Origin of the sequence: Peribacillus muralis (assembly GCF_001439925.1) — a bacterium.
GTDB classification, from domain to species: domain Bacteria; phylum Bacillota; class Bacilli; order Bacillales; family DSM-1321; genus Peribacillus; species Peribacillus muralis.
This window is the reverse complement of record NZ_LMBV01000032.1, coordinates 1-22503: the sequence shown is the minus strand read 5'-3', so window position 1 is coordinate 22503 and position 22503 is coordinate 1. Positions and strand designations below refer to the sequence as shown.

The window sequence follows — 22503 nt, the reverse complement described above, 5'->3', positions numbered from 1 at the left end:
GAATTTATCCTGTGATTCACTGTTAGTTAATCATTGGAAATGCACCAATGATGGAAGTTTCGCTTTTCCAGTTTTAGTGTAAAATGTTACAATGAACATGGTTAAAAGAATATTGGAGGGTAATAACTCATGAAAACTAAACTAGGATTGCTTTATGGTGGAAAATCTGCGGAGCATGATGTTTCTATGCAGACGGCTTTAGCGGTCATTAAAGCTCTCGATTTAGCAAAGTTTGATATATATCCGATTTACATAACAAAAGAAGGTTCATGGATAAATGGACCGCGATTAACGGCACCTGCCGAGAATGTCGAGGCGCTGACTTTTTTACCTGAAAAAACGACTTCCCCGCTTGCGCTTCAAGCACATTCAACTGATGAAAATAGCGAAGGGACTGGATATGACGTCATTTTCCCATTGCTTCACGGACCTAATGGAGAGGATGGAACAGTTCAAGGAATGCTGGAACTATTGAATCTTCCTTATGTAGGGAATGGCGTTTTAGCTTCGTCGGCTGGAATGGATAAGGTTATCATGAAAAACATCTTCGCTCAGGCTGGGCTTCCTCAAGTGAAATACACGTGGTTCATTCGTTCTGAATGGGAAGCGAATAAGGAAGCTGGAATTAAAAAGGTTGCAGATGAATTGGGGTATCCTTGCTTTGTTAAACCGGCCAACCTAGGTTCGAGTGTCGGCATTAGCAAATGTGATGATGCGCATGATTTGGAAAAAGCGGTACGGGAGGCTTTTCAATTCGACAGGAAGATCATCATTGAAGAAGGGGTCATAGCTCGTGAAGTGGAGCTCGGCATTCTAGGCAATGATGATCCTGCTTGTTCGGTGGCAGGAGAAGTCATCCCTAAGAAAGATTTCGCCTTCTATGATTACTCAGCAAAATACGTGGATGGGAATTCGGCGATGGTCATCCCGGCTGAGATAAACGAAACTGACTATGCCGCAATATCCGAAATGGCGATTACGGCATTTAAGTCATTGGATTGTTCCGGATTGGTCAGAGCCGATTTCTTCCTGACCAAAGAGGGTAAAATCTATATTAATGAAGTGAATACAATGCCTGGATTCACGCCTTATAGCATGTTCCCGCTATTGTGGAAACACACAGGTCTGGATTATCCAGCGTTAATTGAAAAACTTGTAAAACTTGGTTTGGAACGTCATCACGAAAAACAGCAAATCAAATATACAGTCTAATTATCAGGGGATGTCTAAGTCATCTTCGAAAACCGTCAAATGGTCATTAATTTGATGGTTCCAAATCAGCAGGAGCCGGGGGAATTTACTGGTTTCTGCTTCATTTGGTTAATGGGTAGGAGAATGATTAACGTTTAGAAGAATGTAGGAGGAACAAAATGATAAAAAGAACGCTAAAACAAGTGCATGAAATGGCAGAGGGATTGAATGATATCACACCATTTCAATCCATAGCAATTCAAGGGGTAACCATCGATTCAAGAACAGTTAATCAAGGATGTTTGTTCATACCGCTTAAGGGTGGGCAAGTGGATGGCCACCAGTATGTCAAACAGGCTTTGGCAAAGGGGGCGGCCGCCTCTTTTTGGCAAAAGGATGTCCCGAATCCACCTATTGATCTACCGATCATCATTGTCGAGGATACTGAAAAAGCACTGCAGGAATTAGCGCGATCTTACCGCTCTCAACTAAATATAAAGGTAGTGGGGATTACGGGCAGCAATGGGAAAACCACAACGAAGGATATGACGGCTGCGCTGCTTGCCACCACGTTCAAAGTTCATAAAACAAATGGTAACTTCAATAATCACTTAGGTTTGCCACTCACGGTACTTTCAATTGAGGAGGATACCGAGGCCGCTGTTCTGGAGATGGGGATGAGCAGCCGCGGTGAAATCGAGTTTCTAAGCAAAATGGCAAAACCTGATCTAGCCATCATTACCAATATTGGTGAATCGCACTTATTGGATTTGGGGTCACGTGAGGAAATCGCAAATGCCAAGCTGGAGATTGTCGAAGGCTTGTCCAAAGAGGGTGTGCTCATCTATCATGGAGATGAACCATTGCTTCGCAATCGAATCAAAACGGATTTCCCTGATTTGAATGTAATATCTTTTGGGCGAACCGAACAAAATGACCTATATCCGCAGCTTATCACTCAAGGGATGGATAGCACAACGTTTACCATTGCGTGTGATGAAACGCAAGTTGAATATGAAATACCCGTATTAGGCCATCATAATGTTCTTAATGCATTGGCAGCCATTTTGGTTGCTAAGGAGTTCGGTGTGGATGATTCCGCGATCCACAATGGTCTGTCAACCATTCAATTAACAAATATGAGGATGGAAATGGTCGAGGGAGCAAAAGGGCAGAAAATCATCAATGATGCGTATAATGCCAGTCCTACTTCAGTTAAGGCTGCTGTCGAATTGATTGAGGGTTTATCCGGTTTCGAGAAGAAGATTCTCGTCCTGGGAGATATGCTGGAGTTGGGGCCACAGGAAAAAGACTTTCATTTGAAAATTGGTGAATTGATTTCTGGCGATAGGATTGATAAGGTTTACACCTATGGACCATTAGCCGAGTATATTGCCAAGGGAGCGAGCCAAGCATTTACTGATGAAAGTGTTCGTTCTTTCCAGGATAAGCAGGAGCTTATTGCGGAGTTGAAATCATCTACTCAAGCAAATGATATCATTCTTGTGAAGGCGTCCAGGGGCATGAAGCTAGAGGAAGTAGTTCAAGCTTTACAAAAGTAAAGAGTTAAATAAAGGCCGCTTCATATTGAAGCGGCTCCAGACTGCAGACATACTCGATTAACTTGGAGTTTGTCTGCAGTTTTTTTAGGTTAATAAAACTTGTACGATACACGAGTCTCACATTGAAGCGCATTTTCCGCAGGAGTGTCGCACACCCGTTTCAATCAACTCCCAGTTGGAGAATCTCAACTTAGACCGTTTCATTGCACTGCAGGAGATCCCTTATCCAGAGGCGGTCCGTGAGCCTCCTCGGCTTTTCAGCCTGTGGTGCCTCGTGAAGATGCGCATTTCCCGTAGGAGTGTCATACACCATTCTGTATGAAGCTTAAGGTAAATCCACTATTAGACGGTTGGAGGTTCACTATCGCTCGTTGCTTACGACTAAGAGGCGGTGGGGGTTGCGTCTTTCTTTACTGCACTTGGCATTGGAAAGAAGGTCGATTGTTAGTGATTCGGCCCATGGTCGTATTTAGAAAAGTGTACCGACAATTATATTGATATCATCATCGATTTCGGAGTGCCTCATCCTTGATAGCAAAAGCTGTTGCAGTAGTTCGTGGGTTGAGAGATGTGCATTTTCAATGAATTCCTTTTCGATGCCTTCAGTTCGGTCGGCGGCTGAAGGGTTTGGTGTTTTAGAAAGGCCGTCTGAATAGATGATGAAGCGGCTCCCGGGATCGTATTGAAACACTATTTTTTTTATGGGCATATCAGGAATGAGACCTATGTGGGCAGCCCCTTCACTCAACTTGAGGATAAGATTGGTATGTGGGGCATGTGTGATGGCTGGGGGGTGTCCACAGTTCACATATTCAATGAGTCTATCCTTAGTATTGACATAGGCAATGAAGGCTGAAAAGCAGGCATTGATTGTATCTTCCTTATGCATTCCTTGGACTAAACCTTTCATATGCTTGTTCAGTTCCTTTGTTATGATGATAGGGTCGCTTACCCGTTTGAGCAGTTCGGGAATCAAGGTGCGGATGGACATATGTATAAGTGCTGTATGAATGCCTTTTCCGCACATATCGACCATGATGAAGGCGTATTTCCCATCACTTACCTCGGTCCAGTAGAATAAGTCCCCCGATAATTCAGTGGAAGGCTGGGAAAGTCCATTGATCTCGATCTGATTATTTCGGATTGGCACAGGCATGCATAAATGTTGGAATTTTTTTGCTATGCGGAAGCTGCTTTCTGACTTCTGATTTATCTTTTCAAGTTCTTGTCCCTTCATCTTAAATGAAAACAGGTGCATGCTTATATTTTGCAGTGATGTTAATTTGATTTTGACCTCCACTGGATCAGCTGGGATCGGAAGGGTATGGTAGTAGGTCCTTTTTGGTAAAGAAGGAGGGTTCGTCATTTCTTTAGATCGTTTGTAAATAAATAAAATGGGAATTTCAAGCGATTCGGCTAAGGTGAACAACTCCGTTTGTTGCCAAGAATCTTTCGATAGGTGCAAAGGTAGAATGAATAGTGATTGCAATAGGTCCGTTGATTCTTGGAATAGATGCATTTGTTTGATTGGATTTTCCAAAAAGGTGACTTTCTTGTTCATCGTTTTTAAAATGAGACAAAACTCCTTGCATACAGGTATATCTAATGTGTATATATTCATACAACCTCCCTAATAAATCGTTAATAGGTCTATCATACTGTAGTTTACGTTATTTTTTTATAATTTTTTTGTTATATATTGAATCATTATACATTTATGTGCTGTAATGCCCATTATTCATTGGGGGGGGATAGGATTTAAGGATTAAGGATGTGCAAAACGATGCATGCTATAAAAATGATTGTTGAAACTATCCGGTTGGATTACATATCATATGATAAGGAAGGATCTTGGTTTCGCTATGTTGCTAATCTGTGGGTGAATTCCCAATCAACCTGATATAATTTCGTTTTATGAAGCAATCTTTACGAAAAGAGCATGAATAAAACAGGTAAAAATTAGTTGAGATTCATTCAATACAGAATCCATCTCTTTATAATTGGATATAGTAAGTATGTAATCAATTTGATGAAACAAGTCCTTAACGGCTCTGCCCCTATTCTATCCCATCGCTTTTTTTAAACGGGATACGGAGGCGAAAATAGCATGGTTGGTGTTCGGCTTTCTTATTTTTGGATCGATCTAAAGTTGTAAGGATAAAAGAATGGGTCGATTTCCTTTATTGCAATAACAGTTTGAAAATGGTAATATGAAGTACGAGTTTAAATGTCTTATCATTGATGATTAATTTAATTAATCTGGTTGAGGCAACAAAATTGTATGTTCTTACATGTTTCATGAGTTCATTCTTGAGATTATTTTAGATTAAATAGGCCGCGCGTCTGGTCATATATAAAAGCTGCATCTCTTGGCGGCTTTAGTAGCTAATAGGGAATCAAGCCGCATTTTAGCGCTTTTCCACTTCTGCAAATCCTCAACGCACCGGGCCTGTTTTGTATAAGAATCTTGGCTCTCGTCAAGTTTTGTTCAACAGTCTTTTTAAGTCTGTAGAATAAGGTGCAGCAGCCCTCACCTGAATAAAGCGGTGTAACACCGTTTATGCTACTTTTAATTTTCCATATTGAATTTAATTTTGGTTACATGTACTTTTAAAAAGATGAGCGTATGTTAAAAATAACTGTACACGTGCGCGAAGCTAAAAATGCCAGTGAATGCTCGTGCTGGTATATTTCCTTTTTAAAAAATCATATTGAGTTCATTAGAACTAAAAGGCAGACATACTTTTAGGTGATAATGATAAACTTTTTCATAAGAGATAAAGTAGAACATCCGTCATGATGATGAGGATTTGAACTAAAACATCTGTGCATCATTTTTGAATGCACGTGTAAATTTACGATATAAAAAGGAGTACGAAAACATTGACATTGTTTAGCGAATTAGGATTAGATAGAACGTCCATGAAATCAATCGAAAAAATGGGATTTGAGGAAGCAAGCCCGATTCAAGCCCAAACGATACCTCTAGCACTTGAAGGTAAAGATATCATCGGTCAAGCGCAAACGGGAACAGGTAAGACGGCAGCATTCGGCATCCCGTTGATGGAGAACATCGATATCAATAATGAAAACGTGCAAGGGATCGTCATTGCACCTACACGTGAGCTTGCGATCCAAGTTTCTGAAGAGCTTTTCAAGCTTGGTTACGGAAAACGCGCTCGTGTTTTAGCGGTTTATGGTGGACAAGATATTGACCGTCAAATCCGAGCTTTAAAGAAAAAACCGCATATTATCGTTGGTACACCTGGTCGTCTTCTGGACCATATCAAACGTAAGAATATTAAATTAGGCGGAGTGCACACTGTAGTCCTTGATGAAGCGGATGAAATGCTTAACATGGGATTCATTGAGGATATCGAATTAATCCTTTCAACGGTTCCTGATGAAAGACAAACGTTGCTTTTCTCAGCGACAATGCCTGATCCGATCCGTAAAATCGCTGAAAGATTCATGCATGAACCAGTTTTAGTACGCGTTAAAGCGAAAGAAATGACTGTGGATCGCATCGAGCAATACTACTTGGAACTAAAAGAAAGTGAAAAATTCGATACACTAGCACGTCTTTTCGATATTCAAACACCGGATCTTGCGATTGTCTTCGGACGCACGAAGCGCCGTGTCGATGAATTGGCTTCTGCCTTGAATATTCGCGGCTACATGGCTGAAGGAATTCACGGTGACCTTAGCCAGGCAAAACGTCTGTCTGTATTGAAAAAGTTCAAAGAAGGAAGCATCGATGTACTTGTTGCTACTGATGTGGCTGCACGTGGTCTTGATATTTCTGGCGTAACACACGTATACAACTTTGATATTCCTCAAGATCCTGAAAGCTACGTTCACCGTATTGGACGTACAGGTCGTGCGGGTAAACACGGTATTGCCATTACGTTTGTAACACCAAGAGAAAGAGGCCAACTGCATGCAGTTGAACATACAACGAAAAAACGTATGGAAAAACTTAAAACTCCTACATTGACTGAGGCGTTGGAAGGTCAACAAAAAGCAGTAACTGAAAAGATCCTTTCTACAATCGAGAATGATGATTTAACATTATACCTTGGTCAAGCGGAAGAATTGTTACAAAAACATGGTGCGGCAGACTTAGTGGCAGCCATGCTTAAATCAATGACGAAAGAACCGGATCAAACGCCGATCAAGTTAACCGAAGAGTCTCCATCTCCAATGCGTCGCAACCGCGGGGGAAGCAGTTCTTCCAATAACAGACAACGCAATGGCCGCAGTTCTTCAGGCAGAAAAGATTACGGTAGCGGATCAAGCAAACGCCCAAGCACGAACCGTAAATCTAATGGTTACGGCAACCGTAGCACTAGCCAAAAAAGAGAAAAATCAAATAAGATCTAATTAGGGATGCCGCTCATTTGAGCGGCATTTTTTTTATGTGTACGTGCTATTCCGCCAGGTTTTTTTGAAAGAAATGTTTCAAATGTGTTTAATTGACACGGATTAATTATAGTATAATGGAGGAAAGTGAACTGGCTGTTGTAGTTGCTTTCAAGTACATCCTTATGTTGAAGAGGAGAGCTCATGGAACCGGAGAATCGTATATCGAATAAAGCCTTGACCGTCTGGAAAATAAGTGGACTTATAGGTTGTTCAATCACTTGGGTTATAGGAATTGCGTTACTTGTGCTTACCATCGTTTTTAATTGGTCATATTGGATGATTGGAGTGTTGATCATCTTTTCGATCATCCAGGCGTATCTGACCATCTTCTTGATGCCGGGGGTAAAATGGAAAAGATGGCGCTATGAAGTCAGAAATACGGAAATTGATATCCAAAGCGGTATTTTCGTCATAAAAAGAACACTCATACCGATGATTCGGGTTCAGCATGTCGAAACGAAGCAAGGGCCTTTGTTAAGGAAACATGATTTGGCATCCGTTGAAATTTCCACTGCAGCGACCATGCATGTTATACCTGCTCTTGATCTTGATGAGGCAGATGAACTGAGGCGGTATATCTCCAGGATGGCCAGTGTGGAGGAGGAAGATGTCTGAACCTAAAAGGCTTCACCCTATAGCTGTAGTGCTTAACATCTTGAAATCGATCAAGGAATTAGTTGTCCCTTTTGTTTTGGTGGTCATAATTCCTGGGAGGAATGAAGGAATCCCTGGGTGGATACAGCCGCTAGTCATTACCGTTATTGTCCTTTTCCTGATCGTTCTTGCATTCGTTCAATGGTTCCGTTTTACTTATCGTATAGAAGATGGCGAATTCAGAATTGAGTCTGGAGTGATCGTAAGGAAGAAACGGTATATAAAGCTTGATCGGATACATAGCATCGATATTTCAGAGGGGATCATCCAACGGTTATTTCAGCTGGTTAAGGTGAATATTGAAACGGCAGGCGGAGCTCAAGCTGATGCGGTTTTATCTGCTATCAGTAAAAGTGATGCCGAACGAATCAATGCTCTCATAAACGCCGAAAAAAACTTAAAAGCGAATGATTCGGTAGGAAAGGTAAAAGATGAATGGGACAGTGGTGAAGAAGTGGTGAGCGCTTCTGCCGTTTATGAGCAGACGTTGCCGCAATTAATATTCATGGCTGCCACTTCGGGAGCGGTAGGGGTCTTTTTATCCGGGGCAATCGCATTTATTTTGCAGTTTGACGAGATCATTCCGTTTGACCGGATATTTAAGAACTATGAAGACTTTCTTGGAATGGGCACCGTTATCTTGACTTCTTTTGCGATAATGGGCTTATTGGCAGTTTATGCTTTGGCCACATTAAGCATGGTCATGAAATACGCTTCTTTTACCGTGTTGAAAACGGAGGAGGAACTCATCATTTCGAGAGGCCTTCTCGAAAAAAGGCAATTGACCATCCCTGTCCAAAAAATACAAGGAATCCGAATCGTTGAAAATTGGGTACGAAGGCCATTGGGCTTTTCGACCGTTTACCTTGAGTATGCTGGAGGCAGTGTCGAAGACAAAGAAAGCTTAACGATCATGCTGTTCCCTTTCATCAAGAAGAAGCATTTACATGAAAAACTAGGTGGGATTTTACCAGCTTATCAAACAATCACGGAAATGACCCCGATACCAAAACGGGCAATATCCCGCTACATATTGCGTAAGATGATCTATATCATCCCGATCATCGTTGTTTTATCTTGGTTTTTCCGACCATGGGGCTTCTTATCTCTACTGCTATTACCGTTGGGGCTCTTTTGGGCTTATATGCAATATAAGGACGCGGGATGGAGCGTAGATGGAGATTTATTGCTTTTGAGCAGTCACTTGTTCTCTAAGCAAACCTTGATTATGCAAAGAAGCAGGATTCAATCGATTTCGTATAAAAAGAGCTGGTTTCAGAGTAGGAAGGAACTAGCCACGATGTCAGCCTCGATTAAGTCCGGAGTACGATCCCGGGTCGGTCTGGTCGTGGATGTAGAAGAAAAGGACTGCCGGACAATTGAATCTTGGTATTTACCTAAAAAAACAGTCGACTCCCAATGATCGAATGGAGAGAGTCGGCTGTTTGTCCTACCATTTTTTCCTCAGGTATAAAGGGGCGGTCATAATGCCTGTCGCCAGACCAGCCAAGTGGCCGACAACATTGATTTGTGGCTGGATGAAGGTCATGATGATGGCGATTCCGGTCAGCGTATAGACTGTATTTCTTTCGTTGTTCGAGAAGCTGTTTTTATTGAATAGCACAAGGTAAAGAAAGAATCCGAGTAAACCAAATATTGCACCGCTTGCTCCTATGTGGGTATAAGTGAGCGGCTTAAATAAGAAGGTCGCGGCATTGGCCAGGATTCCGGTCGACAAAAAGAAAATCACGAATTTGAAGGAGCCGAGAAACTTCTCTAGGGCTGGTCCGAAGATGGCAAGCGAGAAACCATTGAAAAGTAAATGAGAAAACGTGCTATGTAGAAAGATGGGAGTGACCAATCGCCACCATTGTCCATCAGCGATGTATAAGTTTACACCTGTCCCATAATAAAAAAGTACATTGCCGGGAAATATGGGGAAAAGGACGAGAACGAAAATGAGCATCATGATGAGAATGAGCACGGTCACAGCTCTGTAGGTAGTGGTGTATTCCCGGAAGCTTTCTGTTCTTGTAAACATAAATTCCTCCTTATCATCGTTTTAATTAGGAACTATAGTATCATCTTTAGGTAAAAGAGTCCTCCTAATACTATGCAACATATCAATTGAATAGAAGAGGTGTCAAAGTGATTAAAGGGATCGGTGTGGACATAACGGAGTTGGATAGAATGGAAACAATGATTGAGCGGCAACCGCGTTTGAAGGAACGCATATTGACAGAAAAGGAAATCCTCATTTTTGAGGGGCTGAGTGGCAGAAGGAAGATCGAGTATTTGGCTGGGCGTTTTGCAGCGAAGGAGGCTTTTTCAAAAGCTTACGGTACAGGGATCGGTAAGCACTTATCTTTTCTGGATATCGAAATCAGTGCGGACGATAAAGGAAAGCCGGTTATTTCCAAGCCGTTTTCCAAAGGGGTTCATCTGTCGATTAGCCACAGCCGGGATTATGCGGTTGCCCAAGTCATCATCGAGAGGGTGGAGTGAGTTTTGTCCGATCGGGTCATAAACCTTAAGGTTGTCTCATATACATTTAGTGCTATAGGGAGACAAGGCCCGGTAGAAGGTACATGGCAGAGTGGGTGCTCTAAGTAAGGTTTTTAGCAGGATCAATGTTAGGTCCGCGTCTAAAATACTGACGAGTCTAAGACATCAGTCGAGCCTATGTCCGGATCCTGCCTTTTCCTCTCCCTTTTACGTTCAAATGACAAAAAGGGGTTGAAAAGATGAAGAAGATGTTAATGCTTTTTGCAGGGATCATGCTCTTGCTTGTTCTTTCTGCTTGCGGCCAAAAATCACAGAGTGATGTAGTGGGTGAATTGAATGACAAGCTCGGCGAAATGAAGGGGTATAAAGCTAATGCGAAGATGACATTGAAGATGGGAACGGAACCTCAAGTATATAATGTGGAGATTTGGCATAAGGATCCATCCTTTTACCGCGTAAACTTAAAAAATGAAGAGAAGGATCAAAGCCAGATGATTTTGAAGAATGATGATGGAGTGTATGTATTGACGCCCGCTTTGAATAAAAGCTTTAAATTTCAAAGCGAATGGCCAGAAAACAGCAGTCAGGCTTATTTATTCGAGTCGTTGGTGAAAGACATTACGGAAGATAAAACGGCGACATATAAAGAAACGGATAAACATTATGTCTTTGTAACGAAAACCCGCTACCAAAACAACAAAATGTTACCTTATCAAGAGATTACTATAAACAAAAAGGATTTATCTCCTGTCAGTGTAAAAGTCATGGACCCCGATAAAACAGCGTTAGTCCTTGTTGAATTTTCTAAGGTGAAATTCGATACGACTTTTGATAAAGATTCATTTGATATGAAGAAAAACATGACAAGTGCACAGCTTGAAGCACCTGTTATGGCCGAAGTCCAAAACGAAGGCTTTGCCGTCAAATATCCTGAAAATATTGGTAATATGAGCTTGACTGAAGAAAAGGAAATCACGACCGAAAATGGAGAACGTGTCGTTTTGACATATGAGGGCACAAAAAGCTTTACATTGGTTCAGGAAAAAGCTGAAGTGGTCCAAACCTCCGTTTCAACGAATGTAAATGGGGATCCGGTTGATTTGGGTTATACTGTCGGAGCCATGACGGGAAATACGATTGCGTGGACTTTCGAAGGTGTGGATTATATGCTTGCATCAAAGGATCTGACGCAGGTAGAGATGATGGAAGTGGCCCGCTCAGTTGGGAGGGATCCAGTCAAATAAGTTTGCCGAAACAAGCTGATGTTTCCCGTCTCCTTATGAAGGTTTCTTCTAGGAAGAATAGGCGGGGAAGCAGCTTGTTATCATTTAACATTCCTTTATCCGGCAGGGAAGTGCACCGCTTTGATGAAAAAGCGCTTTATCTTTCCAACCGTTGGTTATAGAATGGTCGTATAATGAAAAGCAAACTTAACTAGTGGTTGAATCTTATCTTAGAGCAGGGGAAGAAGGAAATGTGCTTGGAAACGAAATTATTTCATCGAGATACTTGGGCAGAAGTGAATTTGGATCATATTTATGAAAATATTTCTTCAATGAAAACAAGGCTGGGAACGGGCGTTAGCCTGTTCGCCGTCGTTAAAGCGAATGCGTACGGACATGGGGACTGTGAAGTGGCTAAAACGGCGCTTGATGCAGGGGCTGATTTTCTTTGTGTTGCTTTTTTGGATGAGGCTTTGGCTTTACGGAAAAAGGGAATAACTGCGCCGATCCTTGTACTTGGAGTCTCAAGGCCTGAAAGTGCGGCACTTGCTGCCGAACAAAGGATTTCCGTGACAGCTTTTGATGAATCCTGGTTGAAAAGTGCGAAGGCCCATCTTGAACCGGGGCAAGTCCTGCACGTTCATGTCAAAGTGGACAGCGGTATGGGTAGAATTGGCATACGCGATGAAACAGAGCTCGTGAATGTGGAAAGTTTGCTTAAGCGGGAAGCGTGTTTCAACTTTCAGGGGATATTCACTCATTTCGCAACGGCGGATGAGCTTAATACGGATTATTACGAAGAACAGCTGGCTGTATTCAAACGGATGCTTACTGCCTTGACAGGGCGGCCGGAGTATATCCACGCCGCCAATAGTGCAGCATCTTTAAGGTTTGCCGATCCGGTATGGAATGCGGTAAGGATGGGAATTTCCATGTATGGACTCACCCCTTCAATGGGAATGAAGCCAATATTGCCATTTCCATTAAGACAAGCCATATCCTTGAAATCCAAACTGGTCGCGGTTAAGCAGCTTGTTAAAGGTGAAAGTGTAAGTTATGGAGCGACCTATACGGCTAAAGCAAATGAATGGATTGGAACCTTGCCGATTGGATATGCTGACGGCTGGATTCGTAAGCTGCAAGGTCAGGAAGTGCTTATAGATGGAATCAGGGTGCCGATTGTCGGTCGAATATGCATGGATCAATGCATGATCAAGCTGCCTACGTCTTTCCCTGTAGGTACGGAGGTCACACTCATAGGCAATGATGGGGCTGAATCAATCACTGTCGATGAGATCGCGGCAAAACTGGAAACGATCAATTATGAGATAACCTGCATGATAGGAGCAAGGGTGCCCCGCTTATATATAAAAGGCAATCAGCAAAAACACGTCCGCAACTTCATCTTGGAATGACAGGATTGTAAAAAAATCCTAAGATTGTGAATAAGATTTCCTTTATTATGCTGATAATAGGATTGAGAATAGAATATACTCTTTGCAGATAGGCATTTTAATGGTAATATTGAAAAGGATATATAATAAAGGTGTGTAGTGATGGTGGAGGTGTATGTTTGTGTCTGAATCCAGCGCAACAAGAGAGATATTAATTCGATTACCTCAAAATTTTTTAACAGAGCTAGATGGGTATGCGAGTGAAGAAAATGTAAATCGCAGTGAATTTATTTATCGTGCCACAAAAATGTATCTTCGTGAACGTAAAAAGAAAGAGTTTCGTGAATCAATGAAACGCGGTTATATCGAAATGGCGGCCATTAATTTAACGATTGCTTCTGAAGCTTTTCAAGCTGAATTCGAGGCTGGTCATTGCGTTGAACGATTAGTTAGCGGAGGCTGAGCCATTGATTGTAGTTAAGCGTGGTGACGTATACTTCGCAGACCTTTCCCCGGTAGTCGGTTCAGAGCAAGGAGGGACCCGTCCGGTATTAATTTTACAAAACGATATAGGTAATCGCTTTAGTCCGACTGTGATCGTGGCAGCCATTACAGCTCAAATCCAAAAAGCGAAATTGCCAACACATGTTGAGATTAATGCAAAAAAGTACGGATTCGAGCGGGATTCCGTCATTTTATTGGAGCAGATCAGGACGATTGATAAGCAGCGTTTAACTGATAAAATTACGCATCTTGACGAGCCTATGATGCAAAAAGTCAATGAAGCTTTACAAATCAGTTTAGGCCTCATTGAGTTTTAGAGAAAAAGTTTCCCGTAAATGCGGGCGTTATTATAATACAAATCTTTCCTGATTTTATTTAGATGGCACGATTCCCTATAGGGAATCGTGTTTTTTTTATGGGTCGTTTCCATGAACTAAACGGCGCTCCATATAATCGTGAAGCTGCAGTGGGACTTTGGACAGCAGGAAATATAAAAAAAATGACGAATAAAAACAGTATGCAATTATCTTTGGTTGGCAGTCTTCTTGTTTTTATCTTTGGGATATGTTTCGTTTATTGGGATGTCGGGTATATAGTTATGTTGTAAATACGCAAAATCCAAATAAAAGTGCAATGAGTAAACTTAAATGGAAATATCATTACAGTTAGATAACATCGACGTGACGAGAACAGGAAAACTTGGCAATTGTGTTAGAATGGGAGGATATTATGAATCAATTGGTTTACGATTTCATTAAGCAAAATCAAGATTACATCCTGAATGAGTGGATGAATATCATGAAGGAAAGTACGGACGAGAGATTAATCAAGGTCGTCTCCGATCGAATGTTCACGCAAACGAGCAGTGAATTTATAGAAATGATCATCGCGAATGTTGATAGTAAGAACAAGGAATTTACATTGAAGCTATCTGATTTTGCCGAGAAAGTCGTCCAATTGGGATGGCCTCTCACTTTCGTCAATGAAGGGCTTCATAAATTCACGTTAATTGTCATTAATGGAATGGTGGAAAAAGGACTGGTGACTCCAGATAATCAAGTTAACCTTGTTAATCATTTAGATAAGTGGGCCACACCGATAAATAATGAAATCGTCAATATATACACGCAAACCTGGGAAAGAACCGTTTCGATGCAGAGAATGGCTCTGCAGGAACTTTCGGCTCCGCTCATTCCTGTATTGGAAGGCATTACGGTCATGCCGCTGATAGGCACCATTGATACGGAACGTGCCAAACAGATAATGGAAAACCTCTTGACCGGAGTGGTTAAGCATAGATCTGAAGTTGTCCTTATTGATATAACGGGTGTACCGGTAGTGGATACAATGGTTGCCCATCATATCATTCAAGCGGCGGAAGCGGTCCGCTTGGTTGGAGCTAAATGTATACTTTGCGGCATTCGACCCGAGATAGCTCAAACGATCGTTAATCTTGGAATTAACTTAAATGAAGTGATTACAAAAAACACATTGAAAAAAGGAATAGAAGTCGCTCTGGAATTAACGAGCCGCAAGATCGTAGAGGTGGAGGGGTAAGCATGAGGATTCCGATATTAAAGCTTTATGACTGCTTGTTAGTCTCGATACAGTGGGAATTGGATGACGTTACGGCCCTCCAATTTCAAGAGGACTTACTGCATAAGATTCATGAAACAAGCGCGAATGGCGTTGTCATAGACATTACCTCGATAGATTTTATAGATTCTTTTATCGCAAAGGTATTAGGCGATGTCTTTAGTATGTCTAAGCTTATGGGGGCAAAGGTTGTAATTACGGGAATCCAGCCAGCTGTTGCAATAACATTGATCGAACTTGGAATCAGTCTCGATGATGTTCTCACGGCGTTAGATTTAGAGAAAGGCCTGGAGAAATTACAACAGGAATTGGGGGATTAAAGAATGGAGTTCCAATCCTGCGTAAAAATAATAAATGAATGGGACATTGTAGCTGCAAGGCAGCTAGGAAGAAATGTCGCTAAAGAGTTGGGATTCGGTACTGTGGATCAGGCAAGGATCACAACGGCTATAAGCGAATTGGCCCGAAATATATATCTATATGCTGGACAAGGCAGTGTATGTATAGAAAAGCTAAACGAAGACGGAAAGTCAGGATTGAAAATCATCGCAGAGGACCAAGGACCGGGAATTGAGGACATCCGCAGAGTCATGGAAGATGGGTATACCACTTCAGGGGGACTGGGTGCAGGGCTTCCTGGAGCCAAACGTTTAATGGATGAATTCGATATTGAATCGATACCAGGTGAAGGGACTACGATTGTCGCTATGAAATGGCTCCGATAGGGGGGAACTATGGATAATAGGGAGAACATGGAGAAAAAGTATCTTGAGGCGCTTTCTACTTATCTTAAAGATCAAAATGAGCAGGCACTCTACCAAGGGCAAAAGATTAGCCGCCTACATATAAAGTACAATATATCTCCAGAAGAAATCATCAGTATGCATAAAAATAACTTAATCGATCTTTATCCTGATCTACCGGAAAAAGTGGTGGATTCGTTCGATTTCTTGCTTGAGGTCATGATGGGCTATGGAATTGCCTACCGCGAACATCAAAGTCTTAGACATCAACAGCAGGAATTGAAGACGGAAATAGAAATCGCCGCTAACGTTCAACATACTCTTTTGGAAACGGAAATCCCTGACATCAAGTCTCTTGAAATCGGGGCGATTAGTGTTCCTGCCAGACAAATGAATGGAGATTATTATCATTTTGTCGAAGATGAAAATGAGTGTATCGGAGTAGGGATAGCTGATGTCATCGGAAAAGGGATTCCTGCGGCTTTGTGCATGTCAATGATTAAATATGCGATGGATAGCCTTCCCGAGCATCGGCATGAACCGAATAGTGTGCTGGAGAGTTTGAATCGTGTGGTCGAGCATAATGTTGATCCGAGCATGTTCATAACGATGTTCTATGGTTTGTATGATCCGCATAACAGGCAATTTTCCTATGCTTCAGCCGGCCACGAACCGGGATTTTATTATGACGCCGCAACAGGAACCTTTAGTGATTTGGATGCGAAAGGCCTGTTGCTCGGTGTTGATAAGAAAACGAGGTATCGCCAATATGAAAAGAAGGTGAATGGCGGGGATATGATCATCTTGTTGTCGGATGGAGTTACGGAATGCAGGACGAATGATGGGTTTATAGAGAGGGAAACGCTTATTGGTTTCATTAAGAAGAATATGCATTTACAAGCCCAGGAAATGGTGAATAATATATATAAGCAATTGGAGAAAATGCAGAACTTTCAGCTAAGGGATGATTTTACATTAATAATTTTAAAATCAAAGGTTTAGTATTTTTTCCTCTGGGTATAGATATAGGAAATGAATGAGGATTTGAAGAGGTGGGTCAAGGATGAATATAACAGTGGATGTTAATGAATTGAATACAGAATTTATAGTAAAACTAAAAGGTGAAATCGATGCTTATACTGCGCCGAAGCTAAGAGAATCACTATTCCCAATATCAGAGCGGGAAAACGTCAAGATCATTATTGATTTAACTGAAGTTTCCTATATGGATAGCACGGGTCTTGGGGTATTTGTCGGTGCATTCAAAAGCGTCAGGGCAAATAATGGCGAGTTCACTTTAGTTGGTTTATCAGAAAGGCTACGACGTTTATTTGATATTACAGGTCTTGCAGATATCATTGATATAAAAAGTAGTACAGAGGGTGGGTTAGAATGAGCCAAGTATATGATTACATTGAAATGAAAATACCTGCAAAACCCGAATTCATCGGTGTCATTCGTTTAACACTTTCTGGAATAGGCAGTCGGATGGGATTTGCGTATGAGGAAATCGAGGATTTGAAGATCGCTACAAGTGAAGCTTGTACAAATGCGGTGCAGCATGCGTATAAGGACTCCGAAAAAGGTGAAGTGAAGGTTAGTTTTGGCCTTTATCCAGACCGTTTGGAGGTCATGGTTTCTGATAGTGGCAAGAGCTGTAATTTCGAAGAAGTTCGCCAAGGTCTCGGTCCATACGAAAATGGGCAAAAGGTTGAGCTTATGCGAGAAGGAGGCTTGGGTCTTTACCTCATTGAAACACTGATGGATGATGTGAAAATTCACCAGCATGACGGGGTTACAGTTTTTATGACTAAGTTTTTAGAAGGAGAGCAGGTGGAGATGGATGCAAAAACAGTCTCAACCTAATCAGGCACAAAGAGAAAAAGTAAATGAATGGATTAGAGCGTATCAGGAGAATCAAGATGACGAAGCGCAAAGTAATTTAGTCATCCATTATAAAGGTTTGGTTGAAACGATCTCACGTAAGTACGCAAAAGGCAAGTCGTTTCAGGAAGATATTTCTCAGGTCGGCATGATTGGTTTATTAGGTGCCATTAGACGATATGATGAATCCTTCGGCAAAAGCTTCGAAGCATTTGCCGTACCTACCATAATCGGTGAAATCAAAAGGTTTTTGCGTGATAAAACCTGGAGTGTCCATGTTCCAAGAAGAATAAAGGAACTTGGACCGAAAATCAGGGTGACGGTCGAGGAATTGACCACGACATTGCACCGTTCGCCAAGAATCGATGAAATAGCCGATAGCATAGGTGTGACGGAAGAAGAGGTTTTGGAAGCGATGGAGATGGGAAAAAGCTATCAAGCTTTATCTGTCGATCATTCCATCGAAGCGGATTCCGATGGCGGTACCGTCACATTGCTTGATATATTTGGAAATGTGGATGAAGGCTTTGAAAGGGTCAACCAGCGCCTTGTTCTTGAAAAGGTGCTTCACGTTTTGAGTGACCGTGAAAAGATGATCATCCAACATACCTATATAGAAAATCTAAGTCAAAAAGAAGCCGGCGATAAACTTGGGATTTCCCAAATGCATGTGTCGAGACTCCAGCGCCGTGCAATCAAGAAGCTTCAAGAGGCGATTAACGCTGAAAACTCGGAGCTAATTCAGTGATCAAAGATATTCTGAAAGAAGAAAGAATTGAAATCCTTGCCTCCCAATCCTCTAAAAACGGAATGGTTTATTGTGGTGATGATTACTTTTTTCTTCATACGGAAGAATACTTTGTATGTGTTTTGGCAGATGGGCTTGGCAGTGGGAAATATGCTTACGAATCCTCTCATGCTGTCATCGAGGAAGTCAAGCGTCATCATGAGCTGGATGTCGAATCGCTGATGGCGGTATGCAATCAGGTTTTAATCGACAAGCGGGGAGCGGCTGTATCCATTTTAAAAATATTTTATGAGAAGAATGAATTTGTATACAGTTCCGTTGGCAACATCCGTTTTTTTCTGTATAATCCCAAGGTTGATAAGCTTGTATACCCTTTGCCCGTTACAGGATATCTATCGGGCAGGAAGCAAAAATACCGGACGGAAAGATACAAATATGAACCGAATGCAAAATTCATTCTTCATTCCGATGGCCTTGAGCTTAAGGGAGCTAAATCCTTTTTAAAAAAGTTGATTCCTATTGACTTGAACGCTAAAGCCATTTTAGAAAGCAGTCCAGCAACTGCAGATGATACGACATTCATATTAGGAAGCTTACTTTCGTTGTAATCCGGAAGTGAGCTTTTTTTGTATGGAATTCGCAACTTCATTGCTGATTTGCTAGACTATATATATGAGAACGAAAGGGTGGAGGGAACGTTATGATCGTTGTGGAAGATACGTTAAAAGAATTGGTTAAACAAATATCCAATGAGCTGAGTTTGAAAAACAACCAGGTTCAAAACGTGATACAAATGCTGCAGGAAGGGAATACAGTCCCTTTCATTGCCCGCTATAGAAAAGAAATGACAGGTTCGCTCGATGAAGTTCAAATCCGTTCCATTATGGAAAGATGGAACTATTTAGAGAACCTCGGTCAAAGGAAAGTGGAAGTTACACGTTCAATCGGTGAACAGGGAAAATTGACGGATGAATTAAAAAGGCAAATCGAGAAGGCATCAAAACTGCAGGAAGTAGAGGATTTATACAGGCCGTTCAAGCAAAAAAGAAGAACGAAAGCCACTGTCGCGAAAGAAAAGAATCTTGAACCGCTCGCCAACTGGCTGCTTGAATGCCATACGCATGCCCGGGTTCATGAAAAAGCTGCGGAATTCATATCGGAAGAAAAAGAAGTTTCTTCTATAGAAGAGGCTGTTGTAGGAGCGCAGGATATAATAGCTGAACATATTTCCGATGATGCAGAATTGAGGAAGTGGATAAGGGCTGAGATTTTCAAAGCTGGAAAAGTGGTTTCCGTCTTGAAAAATCAAGAGAAGGACGAGAAAAGAATCTTTGAAATGTATTATGAATACGAGGAGCCGGTTCAAAGGATCGTACCCCATCGGGTGTTGGCGCTTAATAGGGGTGAAAAGGAAGAAGTACTACGGATATCGATACAACCGCGAACTGAAATCATCATTGGTCATCTCGAGCGCAAAATCATAAAAAATGATAATTCTGATGCAAAGGATGTTCTTAAGTCTGCGATAGAAGATGGACTAAAGCGATTGATCATGCCATCGGTAGAACGGGAAATCAGAAAAGAGCTGACTGAAAAGGCAGAGGATCAAGCCATTCATATTTTCTCGGAAAACCTGCGAAACCTGCTCCTGCAGCCTCCGCTTAAGGGGAAAGTGGTACTAGCCCTCGATCCTGCTTATCGAACGGGCTGTAAATTGGCGGTAATTGATGAGACGGGCAAGGTTCTGGACATCAGTGTCATCTATCCGCATCCACCAGCCGGAAAGCTTCAGGCCGCACGAGAAAAAACGATCGACATACTTCAGCGGTTCTCGGTTGAGATTGTGGCGATTGGCAATGGTACGGCTTCACGGGAATCGGAGCAATTCATTGCAGACATTCTAAAAGAAGTGGACGGCACTATCTCTTATATCATTGTCAATGAAGCGGGAGCCAGTGTGTATTCTGCTTCGGATATTGCTCGTGAAGAATTTCCGGATCTGCAAGTTGAACAGAGAAGCGCCGTATCGATAGGGAGAAGGCTTCAAGATCCATTAGCGGAACTAGTTAAGATTGATCCCCAATCAGTTGGAGTAGGCCAATATCAACATGATGTTTCCCAGAAAAAGTTGACGGAATCCCTCTCGTTTGTAGTGGAAACAGCTGTTAACCGCGTGGGAGTGAACGTCAATACCGCCTCATCATCGCTATTGCAATATGTAGCTGGTTTATCAAAATCCGTAGCTCAAAATATCGTCAAGAAAAGGGAAACGGAAGGGAAGTTTTCAAGCAGGAAGGAATTGAAGAAAATACCCCGGCTTGGTGCCAAAACGTATGAACAGTGTATAGGGTTCCTGCGTATCATTAATGGCGATGAACCTTTGGATCAAACCGCGATTCATCCTGAGAACTACGGGGCCGTGAATAAACTGTTGAAAAAAATGGGATTCACATCAGGGGATTTAGGCAGTACTGCATTGAATGCGGAATTGAGCAAAATGAATCCAGCCCAATTGGTCGATGAATTGGAAATTGGGGAAATTACGATCAAAGATATTATAGAGGATTTATTGAAGCCAGGAAGAGATCCTCGTGATGAATTATCAAAACCTCTGCTTAAGCAAGACGTGCTGAAAATGGAGGATCTGCAGGTTGGAATGGAACTGCAAGGCACAGTGAGGAATGTAGTGGATTTCGGCGCGTTTGTGGATATTGGTGTTAAACAGGATGGACTGGTGCATATATCAAAACTGAGCAATCGGTTCGTTAAGCACCCGTTGGATGTAGTTGCCGTTGGAGATGTAGTGACGGTTTGGGTTGAACAAGTCGACGCTCATAAACAAAGGGTATCTTTAACGATGCTACAGCCAAAGGAACAAAACTAGCTTACAGCAAGCTCCTTCTTTAAGTAGAAGGAGTTTTTTTAGGATATCTATAATCGGGGGCTTTCTTTCTTTTGATAAAAAAACCAGCATTGATTCAACATCTTAACTTGATAATAATCCTTGTCATAAAACGCTTTCCGGATTTGTTTTTGGAACCAATTAGGCATAGCTTTTCCTCCCTTAGTCTCCTATTGTATTATTAGTCTATGTTATAATGGGTTGTCCTGTTACCAGGGAATAGGAGGGGGAAATGGATAATCGGGAATTGCAAAAGCTAGTCGAAGAAATATCGATGAAATATTTTTATAAGAGATTTACACACGTTGCAAGTTTTAATCCGCGCCTTAGAACGACAGGAGGCCGATACTTGCTGCGTTCACATAATATAGAAATTAACAAGAAGTATTTTGATGAACGCGGAATCGAAGAGATGATCGGTATCATTAAGCATGAATTATGCCATTACCACCTTCATATCGAGAAGAAGGGATATCAGCATCGTGATGCGGACTTCAAGCACTTGCTCAATAAAGTCGGTGCGCCAAGATTTTGCAAGCCGCTGCCATCAAATCAGATTAAGAGAAAAATGAATACAATCCAATACAAATGTAAAGACTGTCAGCAGGTATATGTAAGAAATAAACGAATCGACACTTCCCGTTTCGTTTGTGGTAAATGTCGCGGAACCTTGATTTATCAGGGGTTTATGGAGGGTGAAACAAAAATATAAAAAAACATAAAGGAACTCTTGACTTTAAGTTGCAACCTCTTTATAATCATAAGAGTCGACAAGATAACAACTTGTTCTTCACGACAAATACGAAGGTCCTTGAGCATGAAAAAGGAACCCATTTACNTAGCTCAGTGGTAGAGCATTCGGCTGTTAACCGAACGGTCGTAGGTTCGAGTCCTACCTGCGGAGCCATTTTTTGGGGAAGTACTCAAGAGGCTGAAGAGGCGCCCCTGCTAAGGGTGTAGGTCGCGTAAGCGGCGCGAGGGTTCAAATCCCTCCTTCTCCGCCAGTTACATATTATATCAANTTGGTCAAGCGGTTAAGACACCGCCCTTTCACGGCGGTAACACGGGTTCGAATCCCGTATGGGTCACTTTTATACATATTACATGGTCCCGTGGTGTAGCGGTTAACATGCCTGCCTGTCACGCAGGAGATCGCGGGTTCGATTCCCGTC

At 41.9% G+C, this 22503-nt stretch carries 23 protein-coding genes and 2 tRNA genes; 22 read left to right on the top strand and 3 right to left on the bottom strand.

The genetic code is table 11. From position 1 onward, the window contains the following. The first annotated feature begins 129 nt into the window (after positions 1-129). Both ASU00_RS22105 and ASU00_RS22100 read left to right on the top strand, forming a co-directional pair. Positions 130-1212 (top strand): D-alanine--D-alanine ligase, encoded by a 1083-nt coding sequence (locus ASU00_RS22105; protein ID WP_057915616.1) that lies wholly within the window; start codon positions 130-132, stop codon positions 1210-1212. Between the two features lie 158 nt (positions 1213-1370). Further along, on the top strand, positions 1371-2753 hold the full coding sequence (locus ASU00_RS22100; protein WP_057915615.1) for a UDP-N-acetylmuramoyl-tripeptide--D-alanyl-D-alanine ligase: 1383 nt from the start codon (positions 1371-1373) through the stop codon (positions 2751-2753). A 469-nt stretch (positions 2754-3222) separates the two neighbouring features. On the opposite strand, the gene ASU00_RS22095 is transcribed toward ASU00_RS22100, so the two are convergent. Continuing rightward, positions 3223-4374, bottom strand: coding sequence for a PP2C family protein-serine/threonine phosphatase (locus ASU00_RS22095; protein ID WP_057915614.1), 1152 nt, complete (start codon positions 4372-4374; stop codon positions 3223-3225). Positions 4375-5636: 1262 nt separating this feature from the next. On the opposite strand from ASU00_RS22095, the gene ASU00_RS22090 reads away from it, so the two are divergent. The 3 genes from ASU00_RS22090 to ASU00_RS22080 all read left to right on the top strand — a co-directional run bounded on the left by ASU00_RS22090 (position 5637) and on the right by ASU00_RS22080 (position 9255). After that, the gene (locus ASU00_RS22090) at positions 5637-7136 is read left to right on the top strand and encodes a DEAD/DEAH box helicase (RefSeq protein WP_057915613.1); all 1500 of its coding nucleotides are present in this window, start codon (positions 5637-5639) and stop codon (positions 7134-7136) included. Positions 7137-7319: 183 nt separating this feature from the next. Then, complete coding sequence (locus tag ASU00_RS22085; RefSeq protein WP_057915612.1) at positions 7320-7793, top strand: PH domain-containing protein; 474 nt, start codon at positions 7320-7322, stop codon at positions 7791-7793. Beyond that, positions 7786-9255 (top strand): PH domain-containing protein, encoded by a 1470-nt coding sequence (locus ASU00_RS22080; protein WP_057915611.1) that lies wholly within the window; start codon positions 7786-7788, stop codon positions 9253-9255. The genes ASU00_RS22085 and ASU00_RS22080 overlap by 8 nt, the downstream gene beginning before the upstream one ends. A 27-nt stretch (positions 9256-9282) precedes the next feature. Here ASU00_RS22080 and ASU00_RS22075 read toward each other — a convergent pair whose 3' ends face one another. Then, positions 9283-9873, bottom strand: a complete 591-nt coding sequence (locus ASU00_RS22075; RefSeq protein WP_057915610.1) for a rhomboid family intramembrane serine protease — start codon at positions 9871-9873, stop codon at positions 9283-9285. Between the two features lie 107 nt (positions 9874-9980). On the opposite strand from ASU00_RS22075, the gene acpS reads away from it, so the two are divergent. From acpS to ASU00_RS22000, 14 genes are all read left to right on the top strand, one after another. Then, complete coding sequence (acpS, locus tag ASU00_RS22070; RefSeq protein ID WP_057915609.1) at positions 9981-10337, top strand: holo-ACP synthase; 357 nt, start codon at positions 9981-9983, stop codon at positions 10335-10337. 239 nt (positions 10338-10576) lie between these two features. Beyond that, positions 10577-11581 (top strand): LolA family protein, encoded by a 1005-nt coding sequence (locus tag ASU00_RS22065; protein ID WP_057915608.1) that lies wholly within the window; start codon positions 10577-10579, stop codon positions 11579-11581. A 230-nt stretch (positions 11582-11811) separates the two neighbouring features. Then, positions 11812-12975 carry an alanine racemase gene (gene alr / locus ASU00_RS22060; protein ID WP_057915607.1) on the top strand — a complete coding sequence of 388 codons (1164 nt, stop codon included), beginning with the start codon at positions 11812-11814 and terminating at the stop codon, positions 12973-12975. A 160-nt stretch (positions 12976-13135) separates the two neighbouring features. Continuing rightward, positions 13136-13417: a CopG family ribbon-helix-helix protein gene (locus ASU00_RS22055; RefSeq protein WP_034306380.1), complete on the top strand. Its 282-nt coding sequence runs from the start codon at positions 13136-13138 to the stop codon at positions 13415-13417. A gap of 7 nt (positions 13418-13424) precedes the next feature. Further along, positions 13425-13775, top strand: coding sequence for a type II toxin-antitoxin system PemK/MazF family toxin (locus tag ASU00_RS22050; protein ID WP_034306610.1), 351 nt, complete (start codon positions 13425-13427; stop codon positions 13773-13775). 412 nt (positions 13776-14187) lie between these two features. Then, a complete protein-coding gene (locus ASU00_RS22040) occupies positions 14188-15015 on the top strand; it encodes an RsbT co-antagonist protein RsbRA (protein WP_057915605.1) in 828 nt (275 codons plus the stop codon). 2 nt (positions 15016-15017) lie between these two features. Then, positions 15018-15374 (top strand): STAS domain-containing protein, encoded by a 357-nt coding sequence (locus ASU00_RS22035; RefSeq protein ID WP_048682053.1) that lies wholly within the window; start codon positions 15018-15020, stop codon positions 15372-15374. 3 nt (positions 15375-15377) lie between these two features. Continuing rightward, positions 15378-15779 (top strand): anti-sigma regulatory factor, encoded by a 402-nt coding sequence (locus ASU00_RS22030; RefSeq protein WP_057915604.1) that lies wholly within the window; start codon positions 15378-15380, stop codon positions 15777-15779. A 9-nt stretch (positions 15780-15788) separates the two neighbouring features. Then, positions 15789-16799, top strand: a complete 1011-nt coding sequence (locus ASU00_RS22025; RefSeq protein ID WP_057915603.1) for a PP2C family protein-serine/threonine phosphatase — start codon at positions 15789-15791, stop codon at positions 16797-16799. A 61-nt stretch (positions 16800-16860) separates the two neighbouring features. After that, positions 16861-17193 (top strand): anti-sigma factor antagonist, encoded by a 333-nt coding sequence (locus ASU00_RS22020; RefSeq protein ID WP_057915602.1) that lies wholly within the window; start codon positions 16861-16863, stop codon positions 17191-17193. Then, a complete protein-coding gene (gene rsbW, locus ASU00_RS22015) occupies positions 17190-17663 on the top strand; it encodes an anti-sigma B factor RsbW (RefSeq protein WP_057915601.1) in 474 nt (157 codons plus the stop codon). Before ASU00_RS22020 ends, rsbW begins: the two co-directional genes overlap by 4 nt. Next, positions 17641-18429, top strand: a complete 789-nt coding sequence (gene sigB / locus ASU00_RS22010; protein ID WP_057915600.1) for an RNA polymerase sigma factor SigB — start codon at positions 17641-17643, stop codon at positions 18427-18429. Before rsbW ends, sigB begins: the two co-directional genes overlap by 23 nt. Continuing rightward, a complete protein-coding gene (locus tag ASU00_RS22005) occupies positions 18426-19037 on the top strand; it encodes a SpoIIE family protein phosphatase (RefSeq protein WP_330219560.1) in 612 nt (203 codons plus the stop codon). The genes sigB and ASU00_RS22005 overlap by 4 nt, the downstream gene beginning before the upstream one ends. A 92-nt stretch (positions 19038-19129) precedes the next feature. After that, positions 19130-21313: a Tex family protein gene (locus tag ASU00_RS22000; protein WP_152983824.1), complete on the top strand. Its 2184-nt coding sequence runs from the start codon at positions 19130-19132 to the stop codon at positions 21311-21313. Positions 21314-21360: 47 nt separating this feature from the next. On the opposite strand, the gene cmpA is transcribed toward ASU00_RS22000, so the two are convergent. Then, entirely contained in the window at positions 21361-21480 is a 120-nt protein-coding gene (cmpA, locus tag ASU00_RS25160) for a cortex morphogenetic protein CmpA (protein ID WP_152983823.1), read from the bottom strand. Between the two features lie 83 nt (positions 21481-21563). Here cmpA and ASU00_RS21995 point away from each other — a divergent pair, with 83 nt between their 5' ends. The 3 genes from ASU00_RS21995 to ASU00_RS21975 all read left to right on the top strand — a co-directional run bounded on the left by ASU00_RS21995 (position 21564) and on the right by ASU00_RS21975 (position 22503). Then, positions 21564-22043, top strand: a complete 480-nt coding sequence (locus tag ASU00_RS21995; RefSeq protein WP_057915599.1) for a SprT family protein — start codon at positions 21564-21566, stop codon at positions 22041-22043. Between the two features lie 201 nt (positions 22044-22244). Further along, a tRNA-Ser gene (locus tag ASU00_RS21985) sits at positions 22245-22335 on the top strand. A 110-nt stretch (positions 22336-22445) separates the two neighbouring features. Next, positions 22446-22503: transfer RNA gene (locus ASU00_RS21975), tRNA-Asp, on the top strand.